Here is a 26,708-nt window from a genome sequence, read left to right as displayed (position 1 = left end):
CAGGTCATTCACCGGGAGTGGGCACATCGGCCCTGCTGACCGCCTGGCCGTCCTTGAGTGCGTCCGCCAGGGCCTGGTCCGTCGCGTCGCTTTCCAGCCCGTTCTGTGCCCGCCCTTTTAGCGGCGAGAAGACGAGGCGGGAATACAGCGGAAAGTGGTCCGAGCCGATGGCGGGCATGCGGCGGATATTGGCCACGGTGAAGTGCTGGCTGTGGAACAGGTGGTCCAGCGGCCAGCGCAGCAGCGGGTAGCGGGCGTGGAAGGTATTGAACATGCCGCGGCCCACCCGCGGGTCCAGCAGACCGCTGATCTTCCGGAACAGCCGCGTCGTGCGCGACCAGGCCACGTCGTTGAGATCGCCGGTGACAATCAGCGGCTGATCGCTGTCGGCGATGCTGCGGGCCACCACGACCAGCTCCGCATCCCGCTCCGCCGACTCCGGGTTTTCTGTCGGGCTCGGCGGGGCAGGGTGGAGGAAGTGGGCGCGCACCCAGTCGCCCGAGCGCAATCTGACCCGCGTGTGCATCGAGGGCACGTCATCCTCAACCAGGAAGTCGATGTAGGTTTCATCCAGCGGCAGGCGCGAATACACGTGCATGCCGTAGAGGTTGTCCAGCGGGCACTTGATGGTGTGCGGCATTGTCAGTTCAAGGCAGGCGAGTTGATCCTCCCACCACTGGTCCGATTCCAGCGTGACCAGAATGTCCGGCTGGTGCTGCTCCACCAGCGCAACAAGCTTGTGTGCCTGGCGGTTGGGGGTGAGCACATTGGCGGTGAGAATGCTGAGGCAGCGATCGGCGTCGGCACTGGAGGCGGCGCGGACTTCCTTCCGCCACAGGCGCGTGTAGGGAAGAATCCAGGACAATTGCCAGCAAAGGCAAACCAGAACGGCCGCGCTTAGCCCCCAGGCCCAGGCGTGGCTGTAGTCCAGCAGAAGCCACTGTGCCAGCAGCACCAGCGCGGCCAGCACCGCCAGCTGGAACCGCGGGAAGTCCAGGCCGCGAATCAGCCAGTGCGGATTGCGCGACAGCGGCAGCGCAGTGGCCAGGGCCACCAGGAGGGAGGCCAGGATGACTGCTGGCAGCATCAGCCGCGTCCCTGCCATTGCCCGCGATGATTCAAATTGCGCTCCTTAGCCTGTTAATCGACGCGCTCAAGCAGCCAGGCTGACTCCAGCGCCTCGGCCTTGCCTTTCAGGCCGCCTGGCACGGCCTGGCGGGCCACCTCATGTAGTCGGTAGAGGGCACCATAGTGGCGGTGCACCTCGGCCTTGTCCACCGAGAAGGGCGGGCCATCCATCTGCGCCTGGTCATAGTCGAAGGCAATCAGCAGCTGCGGGGCGGCGTCAACGATCTCTACGAGGTGGGCTGTATAGCGCTGCCGGGTCTCCGCCGGCAGGGCCACCAGGGCCGCACGGTCGTAAACCGCCTGCACCGGGCCCAGGTCGTCGCGATCGATGTCGAAGAAGTCACCCACCAGAATGTCGAGATGATGCGCGCTGTAGCGGGTGAGCTTGCCGCGCTGTCGAACCTCGGGGACCAGGCCGAGTTCGCTGAACAGTTGGGAAATCGCCAGCTCACTCAGTTCCGCGCCCGTCACCTGGTAGCCCTGCGCCAGCAGCCAGGCGATATCCCGGGTCTTGCCGCACAGGGGCAGGAAAACGCGTCCGCCGTAGGGAATGCCCAGTTGTTGAAAGTGAGCCTGCAACAGCGGGTTGGGTTTTCCCTCGTGAAAGGCGATGTCGTTCTCTTGCCATTTGTGGTGCCAGAATTCGGGATCCATCTACATGCTCCTTGGGTTGTGATCGTAGTGACCGGGGTTCTGGACTAGCATGCAGGTTAAAGTGGACTTTAGGTCAAGCGTTTTTCGGCTGGATCAGGGCTCGAAAGTAATCTCCCCCGCCATGAAGATGATGGCACTGCCTGTAAGCACCACGCGGCCGGCATTGACTTCACAGGTGAGATGGCCGCCCCGCCTGGAGAGCTGCCTGGCGCTTAAGGATGCTTTGCCGGTTTTACCGGCCCAGTAGGGCGCCAGCATGCAGTGGGCCGAGCCGGTGACTGGGTCTTCGGGAATACCCAGCCGGGGGGCAAAGAAGCGGCTGACAAAATCCACATCCGAGCCAGGGGCAGTCACGATCACACCGCGCAAGTCCAGCAGGCTGAGCAATCCCATATCCGGATTGATAGCGCGTATAGCGTCTTCGCTGTCGAACACCGCCAGGTAATCATCACCGGCCCAGACTTCCGAGGGTGGCGCTCCCAGCGCTTTTGTCAGCTGGTCAGGTGTATCCGTTACGCTCAGGGGCAGGGCAGGGAAATCCATTTGCAGGAAGTCGCCCTGCTTTCTGACCAGCAGGTCACCGCTGCGGGTTTCGAAGGTAATCACTGGCTCCCGGTAGCCCAGAACGTTAAAAATGATGTGCGCGGCCGCCAATGTGGCGTGGCCGCAGAGGTCCACCTCGGCAGCGGGGGTAAACCATCTGAGATGGAACCCCTTCTCACTGGGTACGAAGAATGCCGTCTCCGACAGGTTGTTCTCTTCCGCAATTGCCTGCAGCAGGTCGTCCTCCAGCCAGCTTTGCAGCGGGCAAACGGCGGCCGGGTTGCCCTCGAAGGCGCGCGTTGCAAAGGCGTCTACCTGGTATTGTTTGAGCTTCATGATTGTTTGCCCGTGTTGTGAAAGCCAATATCCTGCACTGCTGTTACAGCAGGTTGATTGCATCCCCGGTGCACATGATGGACGCGTATTCGCCATCCAGGTTGGCGAGCGACATGGCGTGTACCTCGTCCGCCGAGCGCCAGGCCCCCGCATAATCCTGCCGGGCGAAGGTAAAAGTCGCATCGGACACCACGATGGTATTGAAGCCCAGGTTGCCCGCGGTGCGGGCAGTGGATTCGACAGAGTTGCTGGTACTGACCCCCACGATCACCACGCGGTGAATGCCGCGAACGTGCAGCCAGCGCTCCAGGCCGCTGTGGATAAAGGCGTCCGGTACGTGTTTGTCTACCACATGCTCGCTGTCCAGTGGCGCCAGGGCGGGCTGGAATTCTGCGCCCGGCTGGCCGGGCCAGAAAGGGGAGCCCTCGGTCCGCGAAATATGGCGGACTGACACCACCGGCCAGCCAGCGCCACGCCAGGCCGCAAGGAGCTTTAGGATATTTTCTTCAGCATCGGGGTTATTGCGCTCACCGGCTTCAGGCGTTGCCATGCCGCGCTGCATGTCGATAACGATAAGGGCTATGGGTTCGCTGTTCATGCCTTTCAGCTCCAGACCTACTGGTAGAACACCGCCAGCCAGACAGTGATTTGATCCGGGTCTGTCCAGGCGACCCGGTGTTTAACGTGGGCGGGGATGTTCACGTAATCGCCGGCTGACAAATCGCAGGTCGAGCCGTCCTCGAAGGCGAGTGTTGCCCTGCCTTCCACCACCATGACCCATTCATGTTCATCCTGATCGTACCAGCCGCTGCCGGGCGAGGTGTGGCCCTTTGAGACAATGCGCTCAATCCGTACGGTGGCAGCACTCACAATGTCCTGAAAAATCTCGGTGGCGAGATCATCGGGCAGGGCACTGAGCAAGTTAGCGCTTCGATGCACTATTGAGTCCGGGAGACAGGATTTGTCTGGGCAGGTATCGCGGAGACCAACAGGGCATATCGGTTGAGGGCAGTGTTGTCATATCCATTAAAACTGGAAATCTGCGCCGCATTCAATCAGCAGTTGTCCCTCGAGGCCTGCCGCTCGATGTTGCTGCGCCAGTTGATATTCCTCGTTCCTCAGCATGTCCAGCATGACCTGGGTTGAAGGGTACTGGATGATCGCCACGGCATCCCAGAGGTCGTCGCCCATACCGATCAATGCACCGCGCACATCGCCCGAATAGAGGATCTTCACGCCCTTTGGCGACATGATTTCCTTGAAAGCCTGGCCATACAGACCGTAAGCCTCGCGCCCGGAGAGATCCGTTGCCCTGCCGTCCTCATAGACTGCCTTCTCCTTGAATTTAAGGAGGTTCAGCATGGCTATTGGATCACCGGTCTGGCGATCCCGAAATGCGCGAACCTGGTCGCCGGTGGGTTGTAGTACATTTTGCATGGAACACTATCTCCCTATATATCTGGTGAGTCTGGGGTCAGGCATCTATCCGTCTGGGATGTTTCATGACTCAAGTGAAAGCTTATCAAGGGTAAGGTCGCTACTGGCAAAGGCGATACAGGGCAGGATATACCCTTCGGCAATGTGTCTGTCCAATAGTCCGCAGGGCTTTCTGCCCTGATAGCTAATCTCCCCCTGGATCAACCGGCATCTGCACAGTCGGCAGACGCTATTGCGACAACTATTGCGCACCGGCAGCCCGGCGGCCTGCATGGCGGATAGCAGATCGACATTGTCGGCCACTCTCAGCTTCAGCTCAGCGTCGTCGTGATGGAGTGCCAGGCAATACTGCTTCATGTCAGTGCGTCGGAGTCTGACCCTGCCTTGTGCAATGGCTTATTCAGCACGCTGGAGTGGTGCTGCAGCGAACGAAACGCCACTCCAGCCAGTACGCATGAAATTACGGATATTGCCGTGGTCATCGCCATCCGGCGTGTTGAGCACATCCTGGTAAAAACGGCCAAAGCACAGAAGTGTTTCTTCCTTGCTCAGGCCCATCAGCCGGCCGAACCCCAGAATCTTGCAGGAGCCGGTGTTCTCACCGGCTTCGTTTACCTGTTCGCCGTTCGTGAAGGCGGTTGGCGTGTAGTCAAAATGCACGTTAATCACCGCCATGGCGTCTTCGAAGTCTACTGCCTGTCCGGCTTTCAGTGCGTCTACGAGTTGTTCGGGGGTCATTGGTTAAACCTTGTTGGACGCACCGATGGCGCCATTGGCATTCTTCCAGTGCTATGGTTGACGATTGTAGAGGTAAAACCACACTTTTGTGCACACTTGTTGGCACTGCCGGATTGATTGGCGATAGAGAAAGTCCAGCGATATCACTGAATCATTCACGCAGCGAGGTACCCCATGTTTTTTCGCAAGAACGAACCCGTAGGCACTGACATCACCTTTTGGAAGGCATTGCGTCATCTGGTGGCTTTCCAGCTCAAGCTGGCAGCCGATGCAGTTCGTGACATCGTCATGAGCCCGCTAAGTGTGCTGGCGTTCTTTCTTGATGCCGTGCGGTCGCCGACACTGGAGGATAGCTTCTACCTCAGGCTGATGTTATTCGGTCGGCGCACGGATCGGTTTATCAATCTGTTCGACGAATACAAGGACAAGGGGCATGCGACCATGGACGAGGCCATAGAAAATCTGGAATCGATGGCTACGAGGCTAGTTAAGGAGAGTGAAAGCAGATCGCGTGAGTAGGAAGAAAGCGGCAGTGGGCAAGCGGGTGAATTTCATCGCCGGTCCAGAGAAGTCCGCTTTGAACTGTTGATTCAACGCTGCCGGCAGCGCCTGAATAGGCTAGGAGTGTCCGAGAATCCGGGTCAGTCCAGGAGCAACCGAAGGTTGCGAGTCCAGCGAAGCGGCATGCCTGGCCTCGTTAACCGATGAACTCAAGAATCGATTCCTTATCACTTTTCCCTATCTCGCTAAAATGTAGGCGTACTGGTAGACGACCAAACAGCCAAGTTTCAACTCGAACCTTAAACAAACCAGGCACGTAGGGCTGGAAACAAAAACGTCTAGAAAAGCAGCTTCCAGTAAATACGAATTTATCGACGCCCTCCCTGCGCAAGGTGTGTTTTGAAGACCTAAACCTGTATGTCCGCACACCTCGTGCAAACCTATAAACAAGCTTGATCGTTAAAAATTTTTCACCGTTCACAGATTCATGTGTTATTACTTCCATAATGCAACGAATCAGTTAACGCAAAGCCAAGGGGCGGCCGCTCGTCGGCCGTCCGGCGGAGGCCCGTAGGGCCGGAGTAGCCTTGGGCGACTTGTTAGGTGGCATTACTGCAATTCCTCGCTGAATATTCCCTTCCATTCCGGGCATACATCTGGCGCGATATCCATTTGTCTGCAAATCTCGAATTGGCTCTCGCGGCTCAATTCTTGGGGATCAGGGTTAAAAAAGGTGAAAATTCCTCGCTGCTGAAGCAGCAATGCAAATCCGATGGTTCCAAGTAAATACACCGGTGTACGAACTACAACTCGTGTTAGTAGGAGAATGCCTGGCCACTTCTTCTCAATGCTTTGAGGTTTTAGAGCAAAGTAAGAAATAACCACCAGCACTGCCGAGCCTAGAACGAACATCACCACTCCGGCAGTGTATGCTTCGGTAGTTCCTGAATCTGTAGACATAATAGAAAGCATGGCCAGCATCGGTAAGGCCAGCAGAATAATGGTAAGCACTGCCAGAATCCGCACGAGTAAGTCTATAAACTTCAGGGCTTGTCTCATCGCCGCCACCTAACAGCCTGTTAATGAGGCCTCACGGCCTCATAAGAATTAATAGAAGGTATACCTTTTAAGGGGGAAGGGACAGTTTGTGGCTCGTGCAACTCGATGAAAATCCTCGCAAATTTCGAGAGGCCGAATCTGATCTCACAACAAAAAGGTAATACGCTCGACTTTTCCGCACCGCAAAAGGTATAACGCTCTCCATAACATGTCACGGACGAGATGTTAATCATGGGGCGCAATGGTGCTGCCGGTACGCAATCCGTAGCCCTCAATGCCATCGTGTTCGTCAAGACGAAGGTGCTGGGCCAGGCGGTGGGTGACCTGTCCGGGTTCCAGCGGTCGCGCCGCCAACCGAAACTGCCGGTGGTGCTGGCGCGGGATGAGGTGGAGGTACTGTTTGCCGGTGACCGGTCGAAAGAGCACTACGCGGGCGTCTGGCTGCCGCATGCCCTGGCTCGCAAGTATCCCAATGCGCCCAGGGAGTCAAAAGCCCCCTGAGCCTGCTGTAGGGGGCACAAAGTAGGGCGCACAAAAAAGCCCCACACCTTTACAGGTGCGGGGCTTAATGTCTGAGTCAGCTAATGATCAGGCTGCAGTGACTTCTGAAATCTCCACCGCCGCAATCCGCTTGCCTTCCTCGGCGCTCTTCTGGAACTCCACAATCTGGTCGAAGTTCATGTAGCGGTAGATTTCGGAGCTCATGGCGTCCAGGTTCTTGGCGTATTCCATGTACTCCGCCGGGGTGGGCAGCTTGCCCAGGATGGCGCCCACGCTGGCCAGCTCGGCGCTGGTCAGGTAGACGTTGGCGCCGTCGCCCAGGCGGTTGGGGAAGTTGCGGGTGGAGGTGCTCAGCACGGTGCTGTTGGCCGCCACGCGGGCCTGGTTGCCCATGCACAGGGAGCAGCCGGGCATTTCGGTGCGGGCACCGGCGGCGCCGAAGATGTTGAAGTAGCCTTCTTCCATCAGCAGGTGCTCATCCATCCGGGTGGGCGGGCTGATCCACATGCGGGTGGAGATGCTGCCTTTGTGCTGTTCCAGCAGCTTGCCGGCGGCACGGAAGTGGCCGATGTTGGTCATGCAGGAGCCGATGAACACTTCGTCTACCTTGTCGCCGGCCACGTCAGACAGCAGTTTCGCGTCGTCCGGGTCGTTGGGGCAGCATACGACGGGTTCTTTCACGTCCGCCAGGTCGATCTCGATGACGGCGGCGTACTCGGCGTCGGCGTCGGCTTCCATCAGCTCGGGGTTGGCCAGCCACTCTTCCATCTTCCGGGCGCGGCGCTCCAGGGTGCGCGGGTCACCGTAGCCTTCGGCCACCATGCTGCGCAGCAGCACGATGTTGGAGCGCAGGTACTCGGCAATGGCGTCTTCCGGCAGTTTGATGGTACAGCCGGCGGCGGAGCGCTCGGCGGAGGCGTCGGACAGCTCGAAGGCCTGCTCCACGGTCAGGTTGTCGAGGCCCTCAATTTCCAGCACGCGGCCAGAGAAGATGTTCTTCTTGCCTTTCTTCTCGACGGTCAGCAGGCCTTCCTTGATCGCATAGTAGGGGATGGCGTGCACCAGGTCGCGCAGGGTGATGCCGGGCTGCATTTCGCCCTTGAAGCGCACCAGCACGGATTCCGGCATGTCCAGCGGCATGACGCCAGTGGCGGCGGCGAAGGCCACCAGGCCGGAGCCCGCGGGGAAGGAGATACCCATCGGGAAGCGGGTGTGGGAGTCGCCGCCGGTACCCACGGTGTCGGGCAGCAGCATGCGGTTCAGCCAGCTGTGGATGATGCCATCGCCCGGGCGCAGGCTCACGCCGCCGCGGGTCATGATGAAGTCGGGCAGGGTGTGCTGGGTGTCGATGTCCACCGGCTTGGGGTAGGCCGCGGTGTGGCAGAAGGACTGCATGGTCAGATCGGCGGAGAAGCCCAGGCAGGCCAGGTCTTTCAGCTCGTCGCGGGTCATCGGGCCGGTGGTGTCCTGGGAGCCGACGGTGGTCATCTTCGGCTCGCAGTAGGTGCCGGGGCGCACGCCTTCCACACCACAGGCCTTGCCGACCATTTTCTGGGCCAGGGTGTAACCCTTGCCGGTGTCGACCGGCTGCTCCGGGGTGCGGAACAGGTCGGACACGGGCAGGCCCAGGGCTTCGCGGGCCTTGCCGGTCAGGCCGCGGCCGATGATCAGGTTGATGCGGCCACCGGCGCGCACTTCGTCCAGCAGCACGTCGGACTTCAGTTCGAACTCGGAGACAGTCTCTCCGGCCTCGTTGAGGATCTTGCCTTCATAGGGGCGAATCTCGATCACGTCGCCCATGTTCAGGTTGTCCACGTCGGCTTCAAAGACCAGGGCGCCGGCGTCTTCCATGGTGTTGTAGAAGATGGGAGCCACTTTGCCGCCGATGCAGATGCCGCCGCCTTTCTTGTTGGGTACGCCGGGCATGTCGTCGCCGAAGAACCACAGTACGGAGTTGGTGGCGGACTTGCGCGAGGAGCCGGTGCCGACCACGTCGCCCACGAAGGCCACGGGCAGGCCCTTGGCCTTGATTTCGTCGATCTGGCCCATGGGGCCGGTCACGCCGTGCTCTTCCGGGGTCAGGCCGTCGCGGGTCATTTTGTACATGGCGCGGGCGTGCAGGGGGATGTCCGGGCGGCTCCAGGCGTCGGGGGCGGGGGACAGGTCGTCGGTGTTGGTCTCGCCGGTCACCTTGAACACGCTGACCTTGATGGACTCGGCCACGGCGTCACGGGAGGTGAACCATTCGCCGGCGGCCCAGGATTCCAGCACCGCTTTGGCGTTGGCGTTGCCGGCCTTGGCCAGTTCGTCCACGTCGTGGAAGGCGTCGAACATCAGCAGGGTGTGCTTGAGCTCGGTGGCCGCCAGTTCGCCGAGGTCGGCGTCTTCCAGCAATTCCACCAGGGTGGCGATGTTGTAGCCGCCGTGCATGTTGCCCAGCAGCTTGACCGCGGCGGCCTTGTCGATCAGGGGGGAGGTGGCCTCACCCTTGACGATGGCAGACAGGAAGCCGGCCTTCACGTAGGCGGCCTCGTCCACGCCGGGGGGCACGCGGTCGGTGATCAGTTCCAGCAGGGTCGCCTCTTCACCCGCGGGCGGATTCTTCAGCAGCTCCACCAGGCCGGCAACCTGCTCGGCATTCAGTGGCTTCGGGGGGATGTCCTGGGCGGCGCGTTCCGCTACGTGTTCGCGATAGGCTTCTAGCACGGTAGAGCTCCTTGTGAGATGGCCGCCCGGAAACAGGGTCGCGGCAGTTGCAGACCCCCGGGGCAGTCCGGTGAAGGAAAAATCGGTGCGCGATTATAGCCGAGTCTCCGAAACAATTAAATTAATCAAGCGCTTATACCGTGCATTCATCGGGTCGATACCGTAGACTGCCAGACGCTGTTGTCCGTCCCACGCAAGCCGTTTTCTATGCTCGACCCCGCCATCAAAACCCCCTGTATCGGTGTCTGCTCCACCGGTATCGGCGATGCCGTGTGCCGCGGCTGCAAGCGTTTCAGTCACGAGGTCATCCACTGGAACAGCTACACGCCGGAGCAGAAGCGCGCCATTGACGCGCGCCTGTCGGGCTTTCTGTCGCAGTGCGTGAGCAACAAGCTGGCGGTCACCGACAAGGCCCTGCTGCAGTGGCAGCTGCAAGTGCAGAACGTGCGCCACGTGGCCCATCACGACGAGTACTGCTGGGTGTTCAGCCTGCTCAAGGCCGGTGCCGGGCAGATCGTCGATACCAGCGAGTTCGGGTTCGAGGTGAACGCGGATTTTCGCGGTATGCCCCTGCCGGAACTGCGCGACACCATCGACCGCGAGTTTTTCATCCTCTCCGACGCCCATTACGAGCGCTACATTGCCACGCCGGACCTGTTTGCCGGGGCGGGCTCGTGAGCGCGCAGGTGGATATCAGCCACATTCTCGATTTCCTGCCCTGTGCCACCCCGCGGGCCTGGGTGGACTGGGCGCTTGAGCACCCCGAATTACTACTGGTGGATCACGCCAACTGTGAAAAGAAGGCGGCCTCCACCGCCCTCAACCTGATGTATCGCTATACCGACCAGCCGAAGCTGCTCAACAAGCTGTCGCGGCTGGCGCGGGAGGAACTGCGCCACTTCGAGCAGGTGATCGCGATCATGGGCAGGCGCGGCGTGGACTACCCGCAGATCTCCGCAGCCCGCTATGCCGGCGGACTGCGCGAACAGGTGCGCAGGGCCGAGCCGGGCAGGCTGGTGGATACCCTGCTGGTGGGCGCGATTATCGAGGCCCGCTCCTGCGAGCGCTTTGCGGCGATCGCCCCGGAGCTGGACGAGGAGCTGGGCAGCTTTTACCTGTCGCTGCTGAAGTCGGAGTCGCGGCACTTTCTGGACTACCTGCAGCTGGCTCGTGGTATTGCGTCGCCGGAGGAGGTGGAGGGGCGCCTGGCCTTACTGCTCGAGACGGAGCGGGCTCTGGTGGAATCCCCCGATGTTGAGTTCCGTTTTCACAGCGGAGTGCCGGCGCCGGCCTGACAATGGGCCCTGCCTCGGCGGGGGCGACTGGGTGGCAAGGTGTCAATCCGGCGCGGTTCGGCGTCATTCATGTGTGCCCCCGTCATTCCTGCACGCTTTTAGCAGGAATCCGTTGTGGCTTTAACAGGCTCCCGCAACTAATTGGAAATACTAAGATTTTCCAAACTTAAAGCACTGTCTGAACTCGCCTTCAGCACCACGGCCGACGCGTGCCAGTCACCCAGCACCCAGCGCTCGCCAGCGGTATGGCGGTGGCGGGCGGGGCGGTGGGTGTGGCCGTGTATCAGGCAGTCCACGCCTTGGGCGGTCAATGCCTTGTCTACTTCTTCCGGCGTCACATCCATGATGTCCTCGGCCTTGTTGCTGTTGGCCTCGCTGCTCATGTTGCGCAGTTGCGCGGCCAGGGCGCGGCGCTCGGCCAGTGGCCGGGCCAGGATGTCGGCCTGCCACTCGGGGCTGCGGGCCAGGGCGCGGAACTGCTGGTACTCGGGGTCGCCGGTGCACAGGCTGTCGCCGTGCATCAGCAGCACTGGCCGGCCGTAGAGGTCGATGGTGGTGGGGTCGGGGATGAGGGTGGCGCCGGCGCGGCGGGCAAAATCTTCCCCCAGGAGGAAGTCCCGGTTGCCCTGCATCAGGTAGAGGTCGGGACCGGCGGCGCTGTAGTCGGCCAGCAGTGCAGCAACTTCCTGCCCCAGCGGCGCATCGTCGTCATCGCCAATCCAGGCTTCGAAGAAGTCGCCCAGGATGTACAGGGCATCGGCGTCGCGGTGGGCCTGCAGGAAGTCCCCGAAGGCCCGCGTCACCGCGGGCCGGGCTGGATCGAGGTGCAGATCCGAGATAAACCAGGTGCAGGCCACGCGCGGTGATCAGCCTTCGACGATTTCCACGGTCTCGATGATCACGGCTTCGGCGGGCACGTCCTGGTGGCCGTTCTTGCTGGTGGTGGCCACAGCGCGGATTTTGTCCAGCACCTCGGCACCCTCGGTCACCTTGCCGAATACGCAGTAGCCCCAGCCCTGCATGTTCTTGCCGCTGTGGTTGAGGAAGTCGTTGTCCTTCACGTTGAGGAAGAACTGGGCAGTGGCGGAGTGCGGGTCCATGGTGCGGGCCATGGCGATGGTGCCAAAGTCATTTTTCAGGCCGTTGTCCGCTTCGTTTTCGATCGGCGCCTGGGTGGGCTTCTGGTTCATGTTGATGTCGAAGCCGCCGCCCTGGATCATGAAATTGTCGATCACGCGGTGGAAGATAGTGCCATCGTAGTGGCCATCGCGGGCGTAGGAGAGGAAGTTCTCCACGGTTTTCGGGGCTTTTTCGGCGTCCAGTTCCAGGGTGATGGGGCCGAAGGTGGTGCGGATAATGACCATAACGTGCATCCTGCTGTAGCGTCGTCAGTTGAGTCGTAGCGATTTTGGGGGCGGCAATCATACGGGCTTTTCTCGCGCGGCGCGAGCAAGTCGGTTTTAGCTGTGCAAGTAGGGCGCTCGAGCCGCTATAATACGCGCCTTTTTTACCCCGGACACCGAAGGTTCTATGGACAACAAGCCCGCCAACAACTTCCTCCACCAGATTGTAGCCGAGGATCTGGAAGCCGGCAGGGTCAGTGAGGTTATTACCCGCTTCCCGCCCGAGCCCAATGGCTATCTCCACGTGGGCCACGCCAAGTCCATCTGTCTCAACTTCGGCATGGCCGAACGCTTTGGCGGCCAGTGCAACCTGCGTTTTGACGACACCAACCCCGAGAAAGAGAGCCCCGAGTACGTCGCTTCCATCCAGGAGGATGTGCGCTGGCTGGGCTATCAGTGGGCCGGTGAGGTGCGCTATGCCTCCAGCTATTTCCAGCAGTTCTACGACTGGGCGGTGCACCTGGTGGAGCAGGGCGATGCCTACGTCTGCGACCTGAACGCCGAGCAGGCCCGCGAGTATCGCGGCACCTTGACGGAACCCGGCAGGAACAGCCCCTTTCGTGAACGCAGCATCGAGGACAACCTCGACCTGCTGGCCCGCATGAAGGCCGGCGAGTTCGACGAGGGTAGCAAGGTGCTGCGGGCGAAGATCGACATGGCCTCGCCCAACATGAACCTGCGCGACCCGATCCTGTACCGCATTCGCAAGGCGGTCCATCACCAGACCGGCAGCGAGTGGTGCATTTACCCCACCTACGATTTCGCCCACGGCCAGGAAGACGCCATCGAGGGCGTGACTCACTCCATCTGCACCCTGGAGTTCGAGGATCACCGCCCCCTCTACGATTGGCTGCTGGACCACCTGCCGGTGCCGAGCCGGCCGCGGCAGTACGAGTTCGGCCGCCTCAACCTCAACTACACCGTCACCAGCAAGCGCAAGCTCAAGCAACTGGTGGACGAGGGTGTGGTGGACGGCTGGGATGACCCGCGCATGCCCACCATTTCCGGTATGCGCCGCCGCGGCTTTACCCCGGCCGCCATCCGCAAATTCTGCGAGATGATCGGCGTCACCCGCTCTGACGGCGTGGTGGACGTGGCCATGCTGGAGCACGCCATTCGCGACGACCTCAACGACAACGCGCCGCGTGCCATGTGCGTGCTGCGCCCCCTGAAGGTGGTGCTGACCGATTACCCGGAAGGTCAGGTAGAGCAGCTGAGCGCGCCGGCTCACCCCAGCCGCGAGGACCTGGGCAGCCGCGAACTGCCCTTTACCCGCGAGCTGTACATCGACGCGGGGGACTTCCTCGAAGAGGCCAACAAGAAGTTCAAGCGGCTGGTGCTGGGCAAGCGGGTGCGTCTGCGCAACGCCTATGTGATCGAGGCCGACAGCGCAGTGAAGGACGACGCGGGCAATGTGATCGAAGTGCACGCGCATACCGTGCCCAACACTATCGGCCTCGACCCGGAGGACGGTATCAAGCCCAAGGGCGTGATCCAGTGGGTGTCTGCCAGCGCGGGCCGGCAGGCCACCGTGCGCCTCTATGACCGTCTGTTCACCGACGCCGCCCCGGACAAGGGCGACAAGGACTTCATGACTCTGGTGAACCCCGCCTCGCTAGACGTGGTGGAAGGTGCCTGGATTGAGCCCGGGCTGGCGGCAGCTGCACCGGAACAGAACTTCCAGTTCGAGCGCGAGGGCTACTTTGTGGCAGACCGCTTCGAGCACAGCGAATCGGCCCCGGTGTTCAACATGACCATCGGCCTGCGCGATACCTGGAACAACGGATAAGCCGGAGCATTCATGGCACTCAAGCTTTACAATACCCTCGGCGGCAAGAAAGAGGTCTTCGAGCCGATTGAACCCGGCGTGGTGAAGATGTACGTCTGCGGCCCCACGGTCTACAACCTGGCCCACATCGGCAACGCGCGCCCGGTCGTGGTGTTCGACACCCTGTTCCGCCTGCTGCAAACCCACTTCGACGAGGTCATCTACGCCCGCAATATCACCGACGTGGACGACAAGATCATCGCCGCGGCGCGGGAGGGCAATCGCTCCATCGAATCGGTCACCGAGGAGTTCACCGCCAGGTACCGCGAGGACATGGGCGAGCTGAACGCGCTGCCGCCCACCCTGGAGCCCCACGCCACCCACAATATCGCGCCGATGATCGCGCTCACCGAGAAGCTGATCGAGAAAGGCCACGCCTACGCCGCCGAGGGCCACGTCCTGTTTGCGGTGGAATCCATGGCCGACTACGGCAAGCTCTCCGGCCGCTCGCTGGACGATATGCTGGCCGGGGCCAGGGTCGAGGTGGCGAGCTACAAGCGCCACCCCGGTGACTTTGTGCTGTGGAAACCGGCAAAAGAAGGCGAACCGGGCTGGGACAGCCCCTGGGGTTTCGGCCGCCCCGGCTGGCACCTTGAGTGTTCGGCGATGATCCGCGAGCACCTGGGGGAGACCATCGACATTCACGGCGGCGGCCGCGATCTGATTTTCCCCCACCACGAGAACGAGATCGCCCAAAGTCGCTGTGCCCACGGTGGCGATTACGTACGCTACTGGATGCACAACGCCTATATCGACATCGACGGCGAGAAGATGTCCAAGTCGCTGGGCAATGTGCGCACGGTGCGCGACCTGCTGCAGAAGTACCGCGGTGAAACCCTGCGCTTTGCCCTGTTGTCGGCCCACTACCGCTCGCCGCTGAACTTTTCCGCCGAGGTGCTGGAGCAGGCCGACGCCACTCTCACCAGCCTCTACAACACCCTGCGGGAAGTGGATGACATCCCGCTGGATATGGAAGTCCAGCTGGCTGGAGAACCCTTCTACGAAGCCCTGAACGACGACCTCAATACGCCGGTGGCCATCGCCGAGATCCATGCCCTGGCGAAACAGCTGCACAAGGCCGCGGACGAGGAAAAGCCGGCCCTGAAGGCGAAGATCCTGGTGGCGGGCAACCTGCTGGGCATTCTCAACCAGCATCCGGAGGACTGGCTGCAGGGGGACGACGGCGAGGGCATCAGCGCCGAAGACGTCGAGGCAGCAATCCAGGCACGGCAGGACGCCAAGGCCGCGAAGGACTACGCCCGGGCCGACGCTATCCGCGAGGAACTGCTGCAGCAGGGTGTGGTGCTGGAGGATTCCCGCGAGGGCACCAAGTGGCGCCGCGGCTGACGGGGCCATTCGGTGGCGCTATACTCCACCGGCACCCGGGCAGTCGCGGCAGGGTGACCTTACGCAGCCCCTGGAGCATTCTCATTGACAGCGATTTGTCTGGTTGTCGACGGTAACGTCGAGCACGCCGAGGCCCTTGCCGGCCTGAGCCGCGACAGCGGCTTCACCACCTATCAAGCCAGTAGCGTCGATGACGCGGCCACCGTCCTGGCGCAGAAGGAAGTCGACCTGGTCTTCCTCAGTCTCGATTTGCCGGGCGGCGATCAGGGGCTGGCGCTGCTGGAACACAGCGACCTGAACGGCGTGGAAATTGTCGTCATGGGCGAGGAAGATGACCCGGCCCGTGCCGACGAGGCAATCCGCAGGGGGGCCTCGCTGTTTTTCTGCAAGCCGTTTGACGAGCCTCACCTGAGGGGCCTGTTGCAGGATATTGCCGAAGAGTGTGTCGACGCCGACAAACAAACCAGTGACGCAACCCCGGTGGCCGGCGGTATTGACCAGTTCGGCTTCTTGCGCGGCAGCTCCCGCGCCATGCGCAAGGTCTACCGCCAACTGCGCAAGGTGGCGGCTTCGGACGCCAGCCTGTTGGTGTACGGCGAATCGGGCACTGGCAAGGAGCTGGTCGCCCGCACCGTTCATACCCTGTCGGAAAGACGCGAGGGGCCGTTTGTTGCCTTTAACTGTGCCGCGGTGGCGGAAACGCTCATGGAGAGCGAACTGTTCGGCCACGAGAAGGGCAGTTTCAGCGGTGCCGAGCGGCGCCATCGGGGTTACTTTGAGCAGGCGGCTGGCGGCACCCTGTTGCTGGACGAGATCACCGAGCTGGATCTGGAACTGCAGGCCAAGTTGTTGCGCGTGCTGGAGACGCTGACGGTGCGGCGGATCGGCTCCGAATCGGATATCGCCCTGGATGTGCGGGTGATATCGGCCACCAACCGCCCGCCGGAAGTGGCCGTCGCCGAAGGCCGTTTGCGCGAAGACCTCTACTATCGCCTGGCCCAGTTTCCGGTGAAACTGCCGCCGCTGCGACACCGGAGCCAGGACATCGCGGGCCTGGCCCAGTACTTCCTTAGTGAACTCAATAACCTGCACGAAACCGAACTGTGGTTTTCCGCTGCTGCACTGGAACAGATAGGCCAGCACGACTGGCCGGGCAACGTGCGGCAATTGCGCCACGCAGTCGAGCGCGCCTATATCCTGTCTGAGAACGCCATTGAACCTGATGCCTTTGACTTCAACTCGAAGAAAGGCCCGGACAGTTCGGGCGATGTGGTCGAGATTGCCGTCGGCACCAGCCTGGCGGATTCCGAGCGGGAGATTATCCTCGCCACCCTGGAACAGAACGGGGGGGACAAGACGGCGACGGCGACCGCGCTGGGAATCAGTCTGAAAACGCTCTACAACCGTCTGAAGGATTACGGCGAGTAGGGCCGGCCGTTGCCGCCGGAGCGAGTCAGCTGGAACACATCACGCTCTGGCAGGAAGGTGACTCGCCGCCAGGGGATGGCGATGCGTTGCCAGCGGGTTTCGAGATTGAGCTGAACGACGACCCCGGTGTCGGGGTCGAGCTCGGCCGTGCGGGCCAGGCCAAGTTGCTGGCCCTGCAGTCCGATGACCAGCCTGGCGTGATCCAGGCTGACCTCGAGCTTGCTCATTGCCCTGCTGTTCCGCTAGCGCCGGGCTATCGCGGCCTGCGACCCAGCACGAAGAAGATAATCGCGAGTACCAGCCCGACCACAAACAGGATCCAGGCGATCTCGGAAGCGATGGCGGCTACGCCACCCAGGCCGAGTACACCCGCGACGAGCGCTACGACAAGAAATATCAGTGCCCAGTACAACATAGTGTTTCTCCTTTAAGGGGAGGGAAGGGCGCCCGGGGCGCCCGGGAAACGCGCCTTAACTCTTCACGCGCAGTTCGTTCTCTACTTTCCTCACACCGTCCACGTTGGCCGCGATCTTCCCGGCCAGATCCTTGCCGGCATCGCTGTCAACGGTGCCGTTGAGCGTGACCACGGCATTCCTGGTATCGACGTTGACTTCGAGGCCTTCAGTGTTGCTGTTCGCCAGCAGTTTGAGCTTTACCTCCGCGGTCAGGGTCGCGTCTTCCACGCGAGTGGCGAAGGTATCAGCGGTGTTCTCGGCCTTCTTTTCTATGTAGTCTTTCTGCACCTCGAGCTCATTGTCGACCGATTCGATGCCGTCAATGCTGAGTGCGATCTGTTCCGCAAGGTCGCGATCGACATCAGAGGCGACGGTGCCCTGCAGTACCACTTCGGTACCGTTGACCTCCGGGTCGATAGCGAAGTTGTTGAGGTGGCGATTGAACAGCAGGGCGGTTTCCAGCTTGCCTTCCATCCATGCTTCGCGCACTTCCTCGCTCATCTGCTCGTCGGCCTTGACGTCTTGTGCGGCGGATACTGTCAGCGGTGCGGCGATCGCGCCACCGGCCAGCATCAGTGACAGGGTAATAGGGCGAATTCGTTGGTTGAAGTTCATGGTGCACTCCTTTGTTGGTTTTGGTGGCCTCCTGTGAGCAGAGGCGATGACTCGCGGTGTTTTGCGTCAGTCGCAGGAAGCATTGCAGAGAATGTGCCAGTTTTTGCCGGCGGGAGCGGCTGAGCTGTCGCAGGCCGCACAACCACAGGGTTTGCGGCTGGCAAACGATTTTTTTCAGCGGCGCTGGACCGCGCTGAGGGTGAGGCCGTTTTGTAAGAAGGAAACGTCGGCGCCGGTAAAACTTACAAAACCGGGTTGTCCTGTACTTCGGCGGGGACAGGCAGGGGCGCGTGCCCAGTGTCCAGCACTTACACCGGTCCTGCCGTGGCTAGCGGTTCTACCCGGGCCAGGGCTTCGGAGAACTGCAGCGGGTGATCGTCCAGCACGGCTTGCAGCGCGCGTTCCATCAGCCAACGGGCCTGGGCCGTGAGAGCGTAAATACGCGCGTGAAGGGCGGCGTCGGCCCAACTGTCGGATGCGCAATCAGCGCTGTACGACTCGAAGGTGGCCAGTGATTCCACCAGCTGTGCCAGGTGCCGGGGGCACTCGCACTGCAGGTCTACGTTCATTGCCGCCGCAGCGGAAAGTTGCTGTGAAGTGGTTTCCCGGGGGCGTGCCTGGACCAAATGGCCCAGATTCGAAGCGCCCCGGGCAGTGAGCTTTGCCGCCGCTATGTAGCTGAGCTCGAAGGCCAGCTGCTCCGATTCCGGCGGGAAATCCAGCGTTACATAGCCTTCTCGACGGGCCTGGTCTGCAACGGCCTTGCCGGCCGTGTGGCAGGCGATAATCACTTTGTGCAGTCCCGGCAGCTGTTTCAGTTCCCTGGCTCTGGCCAGGCTGGAATGATTCAGGTGGGTGAAGAAAAGCACCGCTGCATCGCAGCCCGGCATCATTTCCGTGAACTCCTCTCCGGAAAGCTGTTCAACGGGGGAGCGCAGCAGCAGGGCGTCGACGCCGGCGAGGCAGCTCTGATGCTGGTCGAGCCAGTCGCACAGCGTGCTGCCGATAAAGGCAATTGTCGGCTTCGGCGCTGGCATGGCTACATCGGCACCAGACGAAGGCCTGAGCATTGCCGTAAGTGTCTTTTTTTCGGCGGCGGCTATCTCGCCGATGCGGGTACCTTTTTTGACCAGGGCCGCGACCATTTGCAGGTGTTCCACATCACCCTGAGTGTACTGCCTGCGCCCGCTGTTGCTTTTGAGAGTGGCGCCGAGGCCGTATCGCCTCTCCCACATACGCAGGGTGTCGGGTTTCAGACCCGTGAGGCGCGACACTGTGCCAATTCCGTACAGGGGGCGGCGTTCGATGGTCAACTCGCTCATGTGCAATCTCCTGTACCTGTCACCGTCATATACGCCATCGGGTATTGCTTTGGTTCACTGGCGGGGTTCACAGGCGCGAATGTAAAGGGCAAAAAAAGCCCGCGCAGATCGCGCGGGCCAAGGGGGCCTGGTAGGGCCGTCAATCGGCCAGGAGGCTTAGCAGGATCAGGGGATTGCCCTGCACCTCTGACGGGGAAGGGTCACGGGCGATAGCCGTGTAATTCACGCCCGCCTCGAACGCGATGGCGCCACCTGAATCAAAGGCTACGACTGACTTGTCGCCAGCGGCAGTAACCGTGACCCAGTAGTTGCCGGGCGCTAGTGCGATCTGCCCGGTTGCGCCGGGATAGGCCAGGTCGGCAATGGCCGGATCGACGTCGGCGATAACGCCATCTGCCGTCAGGTACACATCCACCGGGATATCCCTGGCGACCAGGTAGGAGCCGTGGATCACGCGGACGCTCGCCTGGGTGGCAACGCTGCGGCGGTCATCGGTAGTCAGCAATGGCTCAATCGAGTTGTCTGCGAAAGAGCCCAACGCCAGTACCGTGTAACTCCACGGCGCTTCCAGTGACAGGTCCACATCAATTGGCGCGATGCTGTTGTCCGCGTCTGCCGCGACCACCACATTGTAAGTTCCGGCGGGGGCCTGCAGGGCATCGTAGTCACTGGCGCCCGGGAAAGTGATGGCGTCGAGGACCTCTGCGCCGTCGACGAGCACGTCAACCGCGGGCGTGTCCGCGGAATTATGCACCACCCGGACCTCTGACATGGCATTGATGTCGAGCACTTCTGTCGCGCCTTCTGCCCCCACCGCCAGCAGGCTGGCAGGGCTGGTGCCGGTCTTCGCGGTGTTATCGATAGCGACTGCGAGCAGTTCGGTGCCTGCTGCAAAACTCAATGTACCACTGTCGTATACCACGTCACTCGCGCCTGCTGGCGTGATGCGCACCTGGTAGTCGGTAGCTGGTTCCAGGGCCACCGGGCCCGCCGATTCGCCCAGCGCCAGGGTGATTGGAGCGACGCCGGACAGCGCATCGCCCGGGGCCGTCACGTAGACATCGACCGCGCCGACGCCGGCGGCACCGTGCAGCACCGACACCCGAACGTCCGCGATACCTTCTTCAATCTCCACGGCATCGAGTACAGCGGCCTTGATGTTGATATCGCCGTTGTCATTGAACAGCAGGTCGTAGGCGACGACGTCCGTTCTGGTGCCTTCGGGCAGTGTGATGTCGACCGGGCCGATCACCGAGACCTCCGAGCCGTCTGGCAGCAGGCCTCTTACCTCTACCTCATAGGTGCCGGGTTCGGCAATCTCCACCAGGCCCGAGCTGGCCTTGAAGGGGACATTTTCGAGTGCGAGCTCACCGTCGATGTAGACATTCACATTGGGGGCGTCAGAGCCCGCGTGCGTCACCCGCAGCTCGCTGGCCTGTACTTCCTGTGGTGGCGGAACCGGTGCAGGTTCGTCACTCCTGTCGGAACTGTCGCTGCAGGCGAGCAACAGCGGCAAGGCCAAAATCACACAACACCATTTCAGTAACTGCATGTCGGTCTCCTCGTAAAGGGTTCCGGCTTGTTACGATGCCGGTCACCTGAATGGATCTGACGCCAACCTGGTCAGAATCTGGACAGGACCGCTGCGAAGGGCCTCGGCATTCATCCCCGGCTTGGGCTAGACTGCGTTTTCCCTGCTCCTGTTGATGGAAACTCCGCGCCGGTGTGGCCCACAATTTCTGCACTGCTCGGTGGTCTCGGCCTGCTGTTGATCGGCATGTCGATGATGACCGATGGTCTCAAACTCGCTGCCGGTAACAGCCTGAGTGGCTTGCTGGCGCGCTGGACCCATACGCGCCTGCGCGGGCTTGGTGCCGGGCTGCTCATTACCGCGGTGGTGCAGTCCTCCAGCGCGGTCACAGTGGCCACCATCGGCTTCGCCAACGCCGGGATTCTCAGCCTGGAACGGGCCATCTGGGTGATTTTCGGCTCCAACGTGGGCACCACCATGACGGCGTGGATCGTTGCACTGGTCGGTTTCAAGCTGGATATCGAGGCCTTTGCGCTGCCCCTGGTGGGCATTGGTGCGCTTTTGAAAATGGCCGCCGGTCACAGCCGGCGCAGTTCCTATGGCGTGGCGCTGATTGGCTTTGCGCTGCTGTTTCTGGGTATAGGCACCCTGAAGTCGGCCTTCGAGGGCTTGGCGACCGGTTTTGCTCTGCCCGGAGTCGATACCCTCACCATGCGCAGTCTGCTGCTCTACGTGGCGATCGGCTTTGGCCTGACGGCCCTGATGCAGTCTTCCAGCGCGGCGATGGTGGTCGCGCTCAGCGCCGCCGAGAGCGGATTGGTGGAATTGAACGCCGCCGCAGCGGTTGTGATCGGCGCCAACCTCGGCACCACCTCCACTGCCTTGCTGACCATGATTGGCGCCACGGCCAATGCCCGCCGGGTGGCGCTGAGCCATGTGGCATTCAATCTGGTGACGGCGATTGTCGCTCTGTTGTTGCTGCGGCCCTTGCTCTGGCTGGTCGCGGCGTTGCAGGCCGGCGTGGACCTGCAGGCCGGCCCGGCTGTCACGCTGGCCGTTTTCCACACGGTGTTCAACCTGCTCGGTGTCATGTTGATGTGGCCGCTGTCCTCCTGGCTGGTGCGGCAGCTCTCGAGGTGCTTTCGCGCCAGTGAGCAGCGGGCCGCCAGGCCTCGCTATCTCGATAGAAGCACACTGGGCGTCCCGTTCACCGCGGTGAACAGCATGGCGCTGGAGATCCGGCGTATTGCCCTGCTGGCAAGCGAGGGTTTACTGGTTTCCCTGCGCAGTGGGTTCGAGCCGCCGGGGAGGCGGGAGGATATCCAGTCGCTGGCGGATGCCGTGGGCGATTTCTCCTCGCAGCTCAGTCGGGGTTCGCTGACCCCGCTTCTGGTTGAGGCGATTGAACACCTGATCAGCGCCTTGCAGCGCTACATGACATTGTCGGTCATCGCGGTGGGCCTGCAGCAATTGCGAGCGAGTCTCGACAGCCAGGGCTTCGAGGGGCCGTCGGCGGATGCGGTGCATGCCTTTGGACGGCGGGTGGAGGCCTTTGTGCAGGCCTGGCAGGACGGCCTGGAAGAGGGGGGGCAGGAGGCGCTGCCTGACTACGCCGCGATCGATCGCAGCCACGATGAGGCGAAAAGGCTTCTGCTCCGTGAGGCGACCGCCGGTCGACTGGAGATCGAGCACCTGGATCTCTGCCTGCAGTATCTCGATGAGGGGCGGCGGGCGTGCCGGCAACTGGGCAAGGCCAGTACACGTTTGACCCGGTGTATTGCGTCGCTGGAAAGGGGCGAGTCAATGCCCGCCCCGCAGCAGGCGGCCTCAGGCGAGTGATTTCTCGCCGGACTCGACGCTCTGCATGATCAGCGTGTTGATGGTCATGGGGCCGACGCCGCCGGGCACTGGCGTGTAGGCCGCGACGCGCTCGACCAGGGGTGCCAGTTCGATATCGCCGACCCCGCCGGGGTGATAGCCGGCGTCGACAACGACCGCGCCGTCCTTGATCCACTCCGCCCGGATGAATTCCGGTTTGCCCACCGCGCCGACGATGATGTCGGCCTGTTTCACCAGGGAGGGGAGGTCCCTGGTGCGGGAGTGGCAGATAGTGACGGTGGCGTTTTTCTGCAGCAGCATCATCGCCATCGGCTTGCCGAGGATGGGGCTGCGCCCAACCACCACGGCGTGCTTGCCTTCAATGCCGATGTCATAGGCTTCCAGCAGGCGCATGATGCCCTGGGGAGTGGCGCAGCCGTAGGCGTCCTCGCCCATGGCCATGCGGCCGAAGCCGAGGCAGGTAACACCGTCCACGTCCTTGGCCAGGGCGATGGCGTCGAAGCAGGCGCGCTCGTCGATCTGCCCGGGTACCGGGTGCTGCAGCAGGATGCCGTGCACATCGGGGTTGTCGTTCAGCTCCCCGATTTTCGCCAGCAGTTCATCGGTGGTGGTGGAAGAGGGCATCTCCACCGCCAGCGAGTCCATGCCCACCCGGCGGCAGGCATTGCCTTTCATCTTCACGTAGGTGGCGGAAGCGGGGTCGTCACCCACCAGGATGGTGGCGAGAATGGGGGTTTTGCCACCGGACTTTGCCTTCAGCGCCTCGACACGCTGCAGCAGCGCCGCCTCGGTCTGTTGCGCCAGAGCCTTGCCATCGAGTACCAGTGCCGACATGTGTGGATTCCCTGAAGTGAAGAGACAAAATATGGCGGGGGTAGAAGGATTCGAACCCTCGACCCACGGCTTAGAAGGCCGTTGCTCTATCCAACTGAGCTATACCCCCGGAACAGGGCGGGCATTATACAGGGCAGTTTGCCCGAGAAGAACCGCTCGAGGGCAGAACGGCGGGGGAAAAGTGGGGTGGCCGACGGGTCTCGAACCCGCCACCTCCGGAGTCACAATCCGGTGCTCTACCTGATGAGCTACGGCCACCATCGCGGGGCTGAAATCGCTGTTCACCAACTGGCCTGACAGTGGCTGAAAGTTGGTCGGGGTAGAGAGATTCGAACTCCCGACATCCTGCTCCCAAAGCAGGCGCGCTACCAGACTGCGCTATACCCCGAACAGAAATGCGGGGAAGCCGTGCTACCCCTTGATTTCAGGAGGCGCATGATACTGAGGGTGCCCCCGAGCGTCAACGACAATATAGCCTGTTCGCCTTTCCCGCGACGGCCGGCCGCTAGTGAACATCCAGTTCGGCCTCGCAGTCGGCGTCAAGGTCGCGATAGGTAATGGTGCTGGTATTGAAATTGAGGTCGACAAACAGGCGGCAGTAATACTCACCGTGGCGCCAGGCCATGCAGACGCTGCTGTCGCTGGAGTAGTTCAGTTCGAAGTGCCCGTCGAAGGCCGGGTACTGGCAGCCAGCAGCACCAGGGCCGCCATCCACTCGTAGTTGGCGACGGAAATGCCACTCTGCCAGGCCGCACCCGGCAACCCGATGAGGGTGGTGGAAGAAAGGTTGGAGGCGAAGAGGGACAGGACGATCACCGCCGGCCCCAGGCTGCGCCCGGCGAGAAACAGTTCGTCGGTGTCCGGCGCGCGGCGGGTAACGCGCAGGCAGAGCACCAGCAGGACACTGAAATAGACGCCGATGACGACCAGGTCGAGCGTCGCCAGCGAAGTCATGCCCGCGCCCCCGTCCTGTGATTGTGCCTGAAAACGCATGCACCCATAGGACGGGTACATGCAGTTTCCGTCCCAGCCGGTTTGCCCCGGCTGGCGGTTGTCAGAGAACGAGGGTCTTGGTGTAGCTCATTTCGCGAATGGCGTACTTGATGCCCTCGCGGCCCACGCCACTGGCCTTCACTCCGCCAAAGGGAAAGTGTTCGGTGCGGAAGCCGGGGCCGTCATTGACCGCCAGGGTGCCCACTTCCAGTTCCTCGAACAGGTGACGTACCACGGCGAGGTTGTTGCTGAACACGCCGCCCTGCAGGCCGTAGATGCTGTTGTTGATGATGGGGATGATCTCCTCCACATCGGTGAAGCGGTACAGCGGCAGCACCGGGCCGAACACTTCCTCGCGCATCAGCTCGCAGTCCGCCGGGACGTTTTCCAGCACGGTGGGCCAGACAAAGGCCCCCTCGTAGCGGTGCCCCAGCGCCACTGTGGCGCCGGCGTCAACGGCCTGCTGCACGCTGCGCTCAATGGCTTCGGCGGCACGGCGGTTGATCACGGGGCCGACGAAGGTTTCCGGGTCCATCGGATCGCCTACCTTGAGAGCGCCGGCGCGCGCCAGCAGCCGCTCGCGGAAAGTTTCATAGACCGCGCTGTGGATGAACAGGCGCTTGGCGGCGGTGCAGCGCTGGCCGGCGGTGGCCAGGCGGTGGTTGATGGCGGCGTTCACCGCGGCATCGAGGTCGCCGTCGTCCATCACGATCAGGGGGTCGTTGCCGCCCAGTTCCAGCAGGAGCTTTTTATAGCCCGCGGCGGCGGCAATGGCATCGGCCGCGGCGCTGCCGCCGGTAAAATTAATGGCGTCGACAGCCGGGTGGGCATTGAGCCGGTCCATGTCAGCCAGCGCTGGTACACACAGTTGCAGCGCATCCGCGGGCATACCGGCCTCGTAGCACAGTTCGACCAGGCGCCGGGCCGAGGCCGTATTCTGCGGGCCGGGTTTGAACAGGATGGTGTTGCCGGCGGCGTAGGCGGGGCCGATCTTGTGCACAGCGATATTGATGGGAAAATTGAAGGGCGTGATGCACAGCACCGTGCCCAGCGGGCGCCAGCAGACTATGCCGAACTTGCCGCCCATCGGGGCGTAGGCATCGGAGTCCAGGGTTTCGCCGCTGATCTGCCGGGCCTCTTCGCTGCAGGCGATGGCGGCATTGGTCGCGCGCTTCATCTCTACCCTGGCGTCGGTTATGGTCTTGCCGGTTTCGCGGGTGATCAACTCAGCCAGTGCTTCGCTGTTGGCCGCCAGCAATTCTGCCAGCTTCCCCAGCACGGAAGCCCGCTCACACGCGGGCGTCTTGCGCAGTGCCTGCCGTCCGCTCTGCAACAGGGCGAGAGAGGCCTCCACTTCCTGCCAGGTGGTGTGGGGGTATTCCCCCAGCAGGCTGTTGTCGTAGGGATTGGTGACGGTATAGGTTGCAGACATTTCAGACTCCCATCTGTATCAATTGGTAGCCGATGCGCAGGGCCGCCAGCATCAGGGCCAGGCGCATCAGTTGCAGAAAGTGCCGGGTGCTCACCCGCGCCAGCAGGATCAGCCCGAGGCGGGCGCCGACCACGGCGGACACTGTGAGCAGCAAGATCAGCCCGGCATTGTCGATGAAGGAAAAGCCCAGGTACAGGTAGGCCGGTACCTTGGTCAGGTGGGCGAACATCTGCATCAGCGACTTGTTGCCGACGATTTCCTCCTTGCTGAGGTCGTCGCGCAGGAAGAACACCGCCAGCAGCGGGTCGATGGCGCCGACCAGAATCCCCATGCCGCCGGTGATCAGGCCCACCCAGAAGAAACCCCGGTCGGGAATCTTCAGGTCCGGCAGCCGGGCCGGTTTGAACAGGGTGTACAGGATGAGTCCGGCCAGCAACAGCAGGGGAAAGAACTCGCCGATATAGCGCACGATAAACAGGGTGGTGGCCGCCGCGCCAAGCGTCGCGCCGACCGCAAAGGGCAGGCACATGCGCCAGCGGATGTGGCGGCGCAGGAACCAGCTCCGGGCGGCGTTGTTGAATACCTGCACCGCGCCGTGAATGGGCACCAGCACGCGCAGTGGCAGGCACAGGCTCATGGCCGCAAACATCAGCACGCCGCCGGCCATGCCGGTGACAGAGCTGATCAGGGAGGCGAAGGCCGTGGCGATAACCAGCCACAGCAGCGCTCCCTGGGAAAGGTCGACCACGTCCATTGAAACCCGCCGCAACACCCGGAGAAAGT

At 62.0% G+C, this 26,708-nt stretch carries 29 protein-coding genes and 3 tRNA genes; 8 read left to right on the top strand and 24 right to left on the bottom strand.

The window, feature by feature from the left end:
- Positions 1–4: 4 nt before the first annotated feature.
- The 8 genes from FVW59_RS05095 to FVW59_RS05060 all read right to left on the bottom strand — a co-directional run bounded on the left by FVW59_RS05095 (position 5) and on the right by FVW59_RS05060 (position 4,836).
- Positions 5–1,087, bottom strand: coding sequence for an endonuclease/exonuclease/phosphatase family protein (locus FVW59_RS05095; RefSeq protein WP_148063161.1), 1,083 nt, complete (start codon positions 1,085–1,087; stop codon positions 5–7).
- Between the two features lie 53 nt (positions 1,088–1,140).
- Positions 1,141–1,782 carry a thiopurine S-methyltransferase gene (gene tmpT, locus FVW59_RS05090; RefSeq protein WP_148063160.1) on the bottom strand — a complete coding sequence of 214 codons (642 nt, stop codon included), beginning with the start codon at positions 1,780–1,782 and terminating at the stop codon, positions 1,141–1,143.
- A gap of 93 nt (positions 1,783–1,875) precedes the next feature.
- Positions 1,876–2,661 (bottom strand): PhzF family phenazine biosynthesis protein, encoded by a 786-nt coding sequence (locus tag FVW59_RS05085; RefSeq protein ID WP_148063159.1) that lies wholly within the window; start codon positions 2,659–2,661, stop codon positions 1,876–1,878.
- A 43-nt stretch (positions 2,662–2,704) separates the two neighbouring features.
- Positions 2,705–3,259 carry a cysteine hydrolase family protein gene (locus FVW59_RS05080; protein ID WP_148063158.1) on the bottom strand — a complete coding sequence of 185 codons (555 nt, stop codon included), beginning with the start codon at positions 3,257–3,259 and terminating at the stop codon, positions 2,705–2,707.
- Between the two features lie 17 nt (positions 3,260–3,276).
- Positions 3,277–3,600, bottom strand: coding sequence for a cupin domain-containing protein (locus FVW59_RS05075; RefSeq protein WP_148063157.1), 324 nt, complete (start codon positions 3,598–3,600; stop codon positions 3,277–3,279).
- Between the two features lie 87 nt (positions 3,601–3,687).
- Complete coding sequence (locus FVW59_RS05070; protein WP_148063156.1) at positions 3,688–4,098, bottom strand: DUF1330 domain-containing protein; 411 nt, start codon at positions 4,096–4,098, stop codon at positions 3,688–3,690.
- A gap of 63 nt (positions 4,099–4,161) precedes the next feature.
- Complete coding sequence (locus FVW59_RS19830) at positions 4,162–4,455, bottom strand: 2Fe-2S iron-sulfur cluster-binding protein (protein ID WP_148063155.1); 294 nt, start codon at positions 4,453–4,455, stop codon at positions 4,162–4,164.
- 39 nt (positions 4,456–4,494) lie between these two features.
- A complete protein-coding gene (locus FVW59_RS05060) occupies positions 4,495–4,836 on the bottom strand; it encodes a HopJ type III effector protein (protein WP_148063154.1) in 342 nt (113 codons plus the stop codon).
- A gap of 174 nt (positions 4,837–5,010) precedes the next feature.
- Between FVW59_RS05060 and FVW59_RS05055 the strand changes: the two genes are divergently transcribed.
- The gene (locus FVW59_RS05055; RefSeq protein ID WP_148063153.1) at positions 5,011–5,355 is read left to right on the top strand and encodes a hypothetical protein; all 345 of its coding nucleotides are present in this window, start codon (positions 5,011–5,013) and stop codon (positions 5,353–5,355) included.
- A gap of 591 nt (positions 5,356–5,946) precedes the next feature.
- Here the strand turns inward: FVW59_RS05055 and FVW59_RS05050 are convergent.
- A complete protein-coding gene (locus FVW59_RS05050) occupies positions 5,947–6,396 on the bottom strand; it encodes a hypothetical protein (RefSeq protein ID WP_148063152.1) in 450 nt (149 codons plus the stop codon).
- Positions 6,397–6,627: 231 nt separating this feature from the next.
- Between FVW59_RS05050 and FVW59_RS05045 the strand changes: the two genes are divergently transcribed.
- Positions 6,628–6,897, top strand: coding sequence for a site-specific integrase (locus FVW59_RS05045; protein ID WP_148063151.1), 270 nt, complete (start codon positions 6,628–6,630; stop codon positions 6,895–6,897).
- Between the two features lie 87 nt (positions 6,898–6,984).
- Here FVW59_RS05045 and acnB read toward each other — a convergent pair whose 3' ends face one another.
- Positions 6,985–9,603, bottom strand: a complete 2,619-nt coding sequence (acnB, locus tag FVW59_RS05040; RefSeq protein ID WP_148063150.1) for a bifunctional aconitate hydratase 2/2-methylisocitrate dehydratase — start codon at positions 9,601–9,603, stop codon at positions 6,985–6,987.
- Between the two features lie 207 nt (positions 9,604–9,810).
- Between acnB and FVW59_RS05035 the strand changes: the two genes are divergently transcribed.
- Together FVW59_RS05035 and FVW59_RS05030 are read left to right on the top strand one after the other, a co-directional pair.
- A complete protein-coding gene (locus FVW59_RS05035; RefSeq protein WP_148063149.1) occupies positions 9,811–10,281 on the top strand; it encodes a DUF1289 domain-containing protein in 471 nt (156 codons plus the stop codon).
- On the top strand, positions 10,278–10,898 hold the full coding sequence (locus FVW59_RS05030) for a MiaE family protein (RefSeq protein ID WP_246139637.1): 621 nt from the start codon (positions 10,278–10,280) through the stop codon (positions 10,896–10,898). The genes FVW59_RS05035 and FVW59_RS05030 overlap by 4 nt, the downstream gene beginning before the upstream one ends.
- A 137-nt stretch (positions 10,899–11,035) precedes the next feature.
- On the opposite strand, the gene FVW59_RS05025 is transcribed toward FVW59_RS05030, so the two are convergent.
- Together FVW59_RS05025 and FVW59_RS05020 are read right to left on the bottom strand one after the other, a co-directional pair.
- Complete coding sequence (locus tag FVW59_RS05025) at positions 11,036–11,755, bottom strand: UDP-2,3-diacylglucosamine diphosphatase (protein ID WP_148063148.1); 720 nt, start codon at positions 11,753–11,755, stop codon at positions 11,036–11,038.
- 9 nt (positions 11,756–11,764) lie between these two features.
- On the bottom strand, positions 11,765–12,262 hold the full coding sequence (locus FVW59_RS05020) for a peptidylprolyl isomerase (RefSeq protein WP_148063147.1): 498 nt from the start codon (positions 12,260–12,262) through the stop codon (positions 11,765–11,767).
- A 166-nt stretch (positions 12,263–12,428) separates the two neighbouring features.
- Between FVW59_RS05020 and FVW59_RS05015 the strand changes: the two genes are divergently transcribed.
- The 3 genes from FVW59_RS05015 to FVW59_RS05005 all read left to right on the top strand — a co-directional run bounded on the left by FVW59_RS05015 (position 12,429) and on the right by FVW59_RS05005 (position 16,904).
- Positions 12,429–14,090: a glutamine--tRNA ligase/YqeY domain fusion protein gene (locus FVW59_RS05015; protein WP_148063146.1), complete on the top strand. Its 1,662-nt coding sequence runs from the start codon at positions 12,429–12,431 to the stop codon at positions 14,088–14,090.
- 12 nt (positions 14,091–14,102) lie between these two features.
- Complete coding sequence (cysS, locus tag FVW59_RS05010) at positions 14,103–15,476, top strand: cysteine--tRNA ligase (RefSeq protein ID WP_148063145.1); 1,374 nt, start codon at positions 14,103–14,105, stop codon at positions 15,474–15,476.
- A gap of 84 nt (positions 15,477–15,560) precedes the next feature.
- A complete protein-coding gene (locus tag FVW59_RS05005) occupies positions 15,561–16,904 on the top strand; it encodes a sigma-54-dependent transcriptional regulator (RefSeq protein ID WP_148063144.1) in 1,344 nt (447 codons plus the stop codon).
- On the opposite strand, the gene FVW59_RS05000 is transcribed toward FVW59_RS05005, so the two are convergent.
- The 5 genes from FVW59_RS05000 to FVW59_RS04980 all read right to left on the bottom strand — a co-directional run bounded on the left by FVW59_RS05000 (position 16,892) and on the right by FVW59_RS04980 (position 20,848).
- Positions 16,892–17,131 carry a hypothetical protein gene (locus tag FVW59_RS05000; protein ID WP_148063143.1) on the bottom strand — a complete coding sequence of 80 codons (240 nt, stop codon included), beginning with the start codon at positions 17,129–17,131 and terminating at the stop codon, positions 16,892–16,894. The genes FVW59_RS05005 and FVW59_RS05000 overlap by 13 nt on opposite strands.
- Before the next feature lie 26 nt (positions 17,132–17,157).
- A complete protein-coding gene (locus FVW59_RS04995) occupies positions 17,158–17,319 on the bottom strand; it encodes a DUF1328 domain-containing protein (RefSeq protein ID WP_148063142.1) in 162 nt (53 codons plus the stop codon).
- A 55-nt stretch (positions 17,320–17,374) separates the two neighbouring features.
- Positions 17,375–17,974, bottom strand: coding sequence for a BON domain-containing protein (locus FVW59_RS04990; protein ID WP_148063141.1), 600 nt, complete (start codon positions 17,972–17,974; stop codon positions 17,375–17,377).
- A 308-nt stretch (positions 17,975–18,282) separates the two neighbouring features.
- Complete coding sequence (locus tag FVW59_RS04985; protein WP_148063140.1) at positions 18,283–19,296, bottom strand: MerR family transcriptional regulator; 1,014 nt, start codon at positions 19,294–19,296, stop codon at positions 18,283–18,285.
- A gap of 139 nt (positions 19,297–19,435) precedes the next feature.
- A complete protein-coding gene (locus tag FVW59_RS04980; RefSeq protein WP_148063139.1) occupies positions 19,436–20,848 on the bottom strand; it encodes a DUF4397 domain-containing protein in 1,413 nt (470 codons plus the stop codon).
- Between the two features lie 171 nt (positions 20,849–21,019).
- On the opposite strand from FVW59_RS04980, the gene FVW59_RS04975 reads away from it, so the two are divergent.
- Positions 21,020–22,666, top strand: coding sequence for a Na/Pi cotransporter family protein (locus FVW59_RS04975; protein ID WP_148063138.1), 1,647 nt, complete (start codon positions 21,020–21,022; stop codon positions 22,664–22,666).
- On the opposite strand, the gene folD is transcribed toward FVW59_RS04975, so the two are convergent.
- The 7 genes from folD to FVW59_RS04935 all read right to left on the bottom strand — a co-directional run bounded on the left by folD (position 22,655) and on the right by FVW59_RS04935 (position 26,679).
- On the bottom strand, positions 22,655–23,500 hold the full coding sequence (gene folD / locus FVW59_RS04970) for a bifunctional methylenetetrahydrofolate dehydrogenase/methenyltetrahydrofolate cyclohydrolase FolD (protein WP_148063137.1): 846 nt from the start codon (positions 23,498–23,500) through the stop codon (positions 22,655–22,657). The genes FVW59_RS04975 and folD overlap by 12 nt on opposite strands.
- A gap of 32 nt (positions 23,501–23,532) precedes the next feature.
- Positions 23,533–23,609 (bottom strand) — tRNA-Arg (locus FVW59_RS04965).
- 73 nt (positions 23,610–23,682) lie between these two features.
- Positions 23,683–23,758 (bottom strand) — tRNA-His (locus FVW59_RS04960).
- A gap of 53 nt (positions 23,759–23,811) precedes the next feature.
- Positions 23,812–23,888 (bottom strand) — tRNA-Pro (locus FVW59_RS04955).
- 263 nt (positions 23,889–24,151) lie between these two features.
- Positions 24,152–24,514 carry a sodium:solute symporter family transporter gene (locus FVW59_RS04945; protein WP_222711431.1) on the bottom strand — a complete coding sequence of 121 codons (363 nt, stop codon included), beginning with the start codon at positions 24,512–24,514 and terminating at the stop codon, positions 24,152–24,154.
- Between the two features lie 40 nt (positions 24,515–24,554).
- Positions 24,555–25,925 (bottom strand): sulfoacetaldehyde dehydrogenase SafD, encoded by a 1,371-nt coding sequence (gene safD / locus FVW59_RS04940; protein ID WP_148063136.1) that lies wholly within the window; start codon positions 25,923–25,925, stop codon positions 24,555–24,557.
- A 1-nt stretch (position 25,926) separates the two neighbouring features.
- Positions 25,927–26,679 (bottom strand): sulfite exporter TauE/SafE family protein, encoded by a 753-nt coding sequence (locus FVW59_RS04935; protein ID WP_148063135.1) that lies wholly within the window; start codon positions 26,677–26,679, stop codon positions 25,927–25,929.
- Positions 26,680–26,708: the final 29 nt, after the last annotated feature.

It is taken from the genome of Parahaliea aestuarii (assembly GCF_008064635.1).
GTDB classification, from domain to species: domain Bacteria; phylum Pseudomonadota; class Gammaproteobacteria; order Pseudomonadales; family Halieaceae; genus Parahaliea; species Parahaliea aestuarii.
This window is presented reverse-complemented; position numbering and strand designations above follow the sequence as displayed.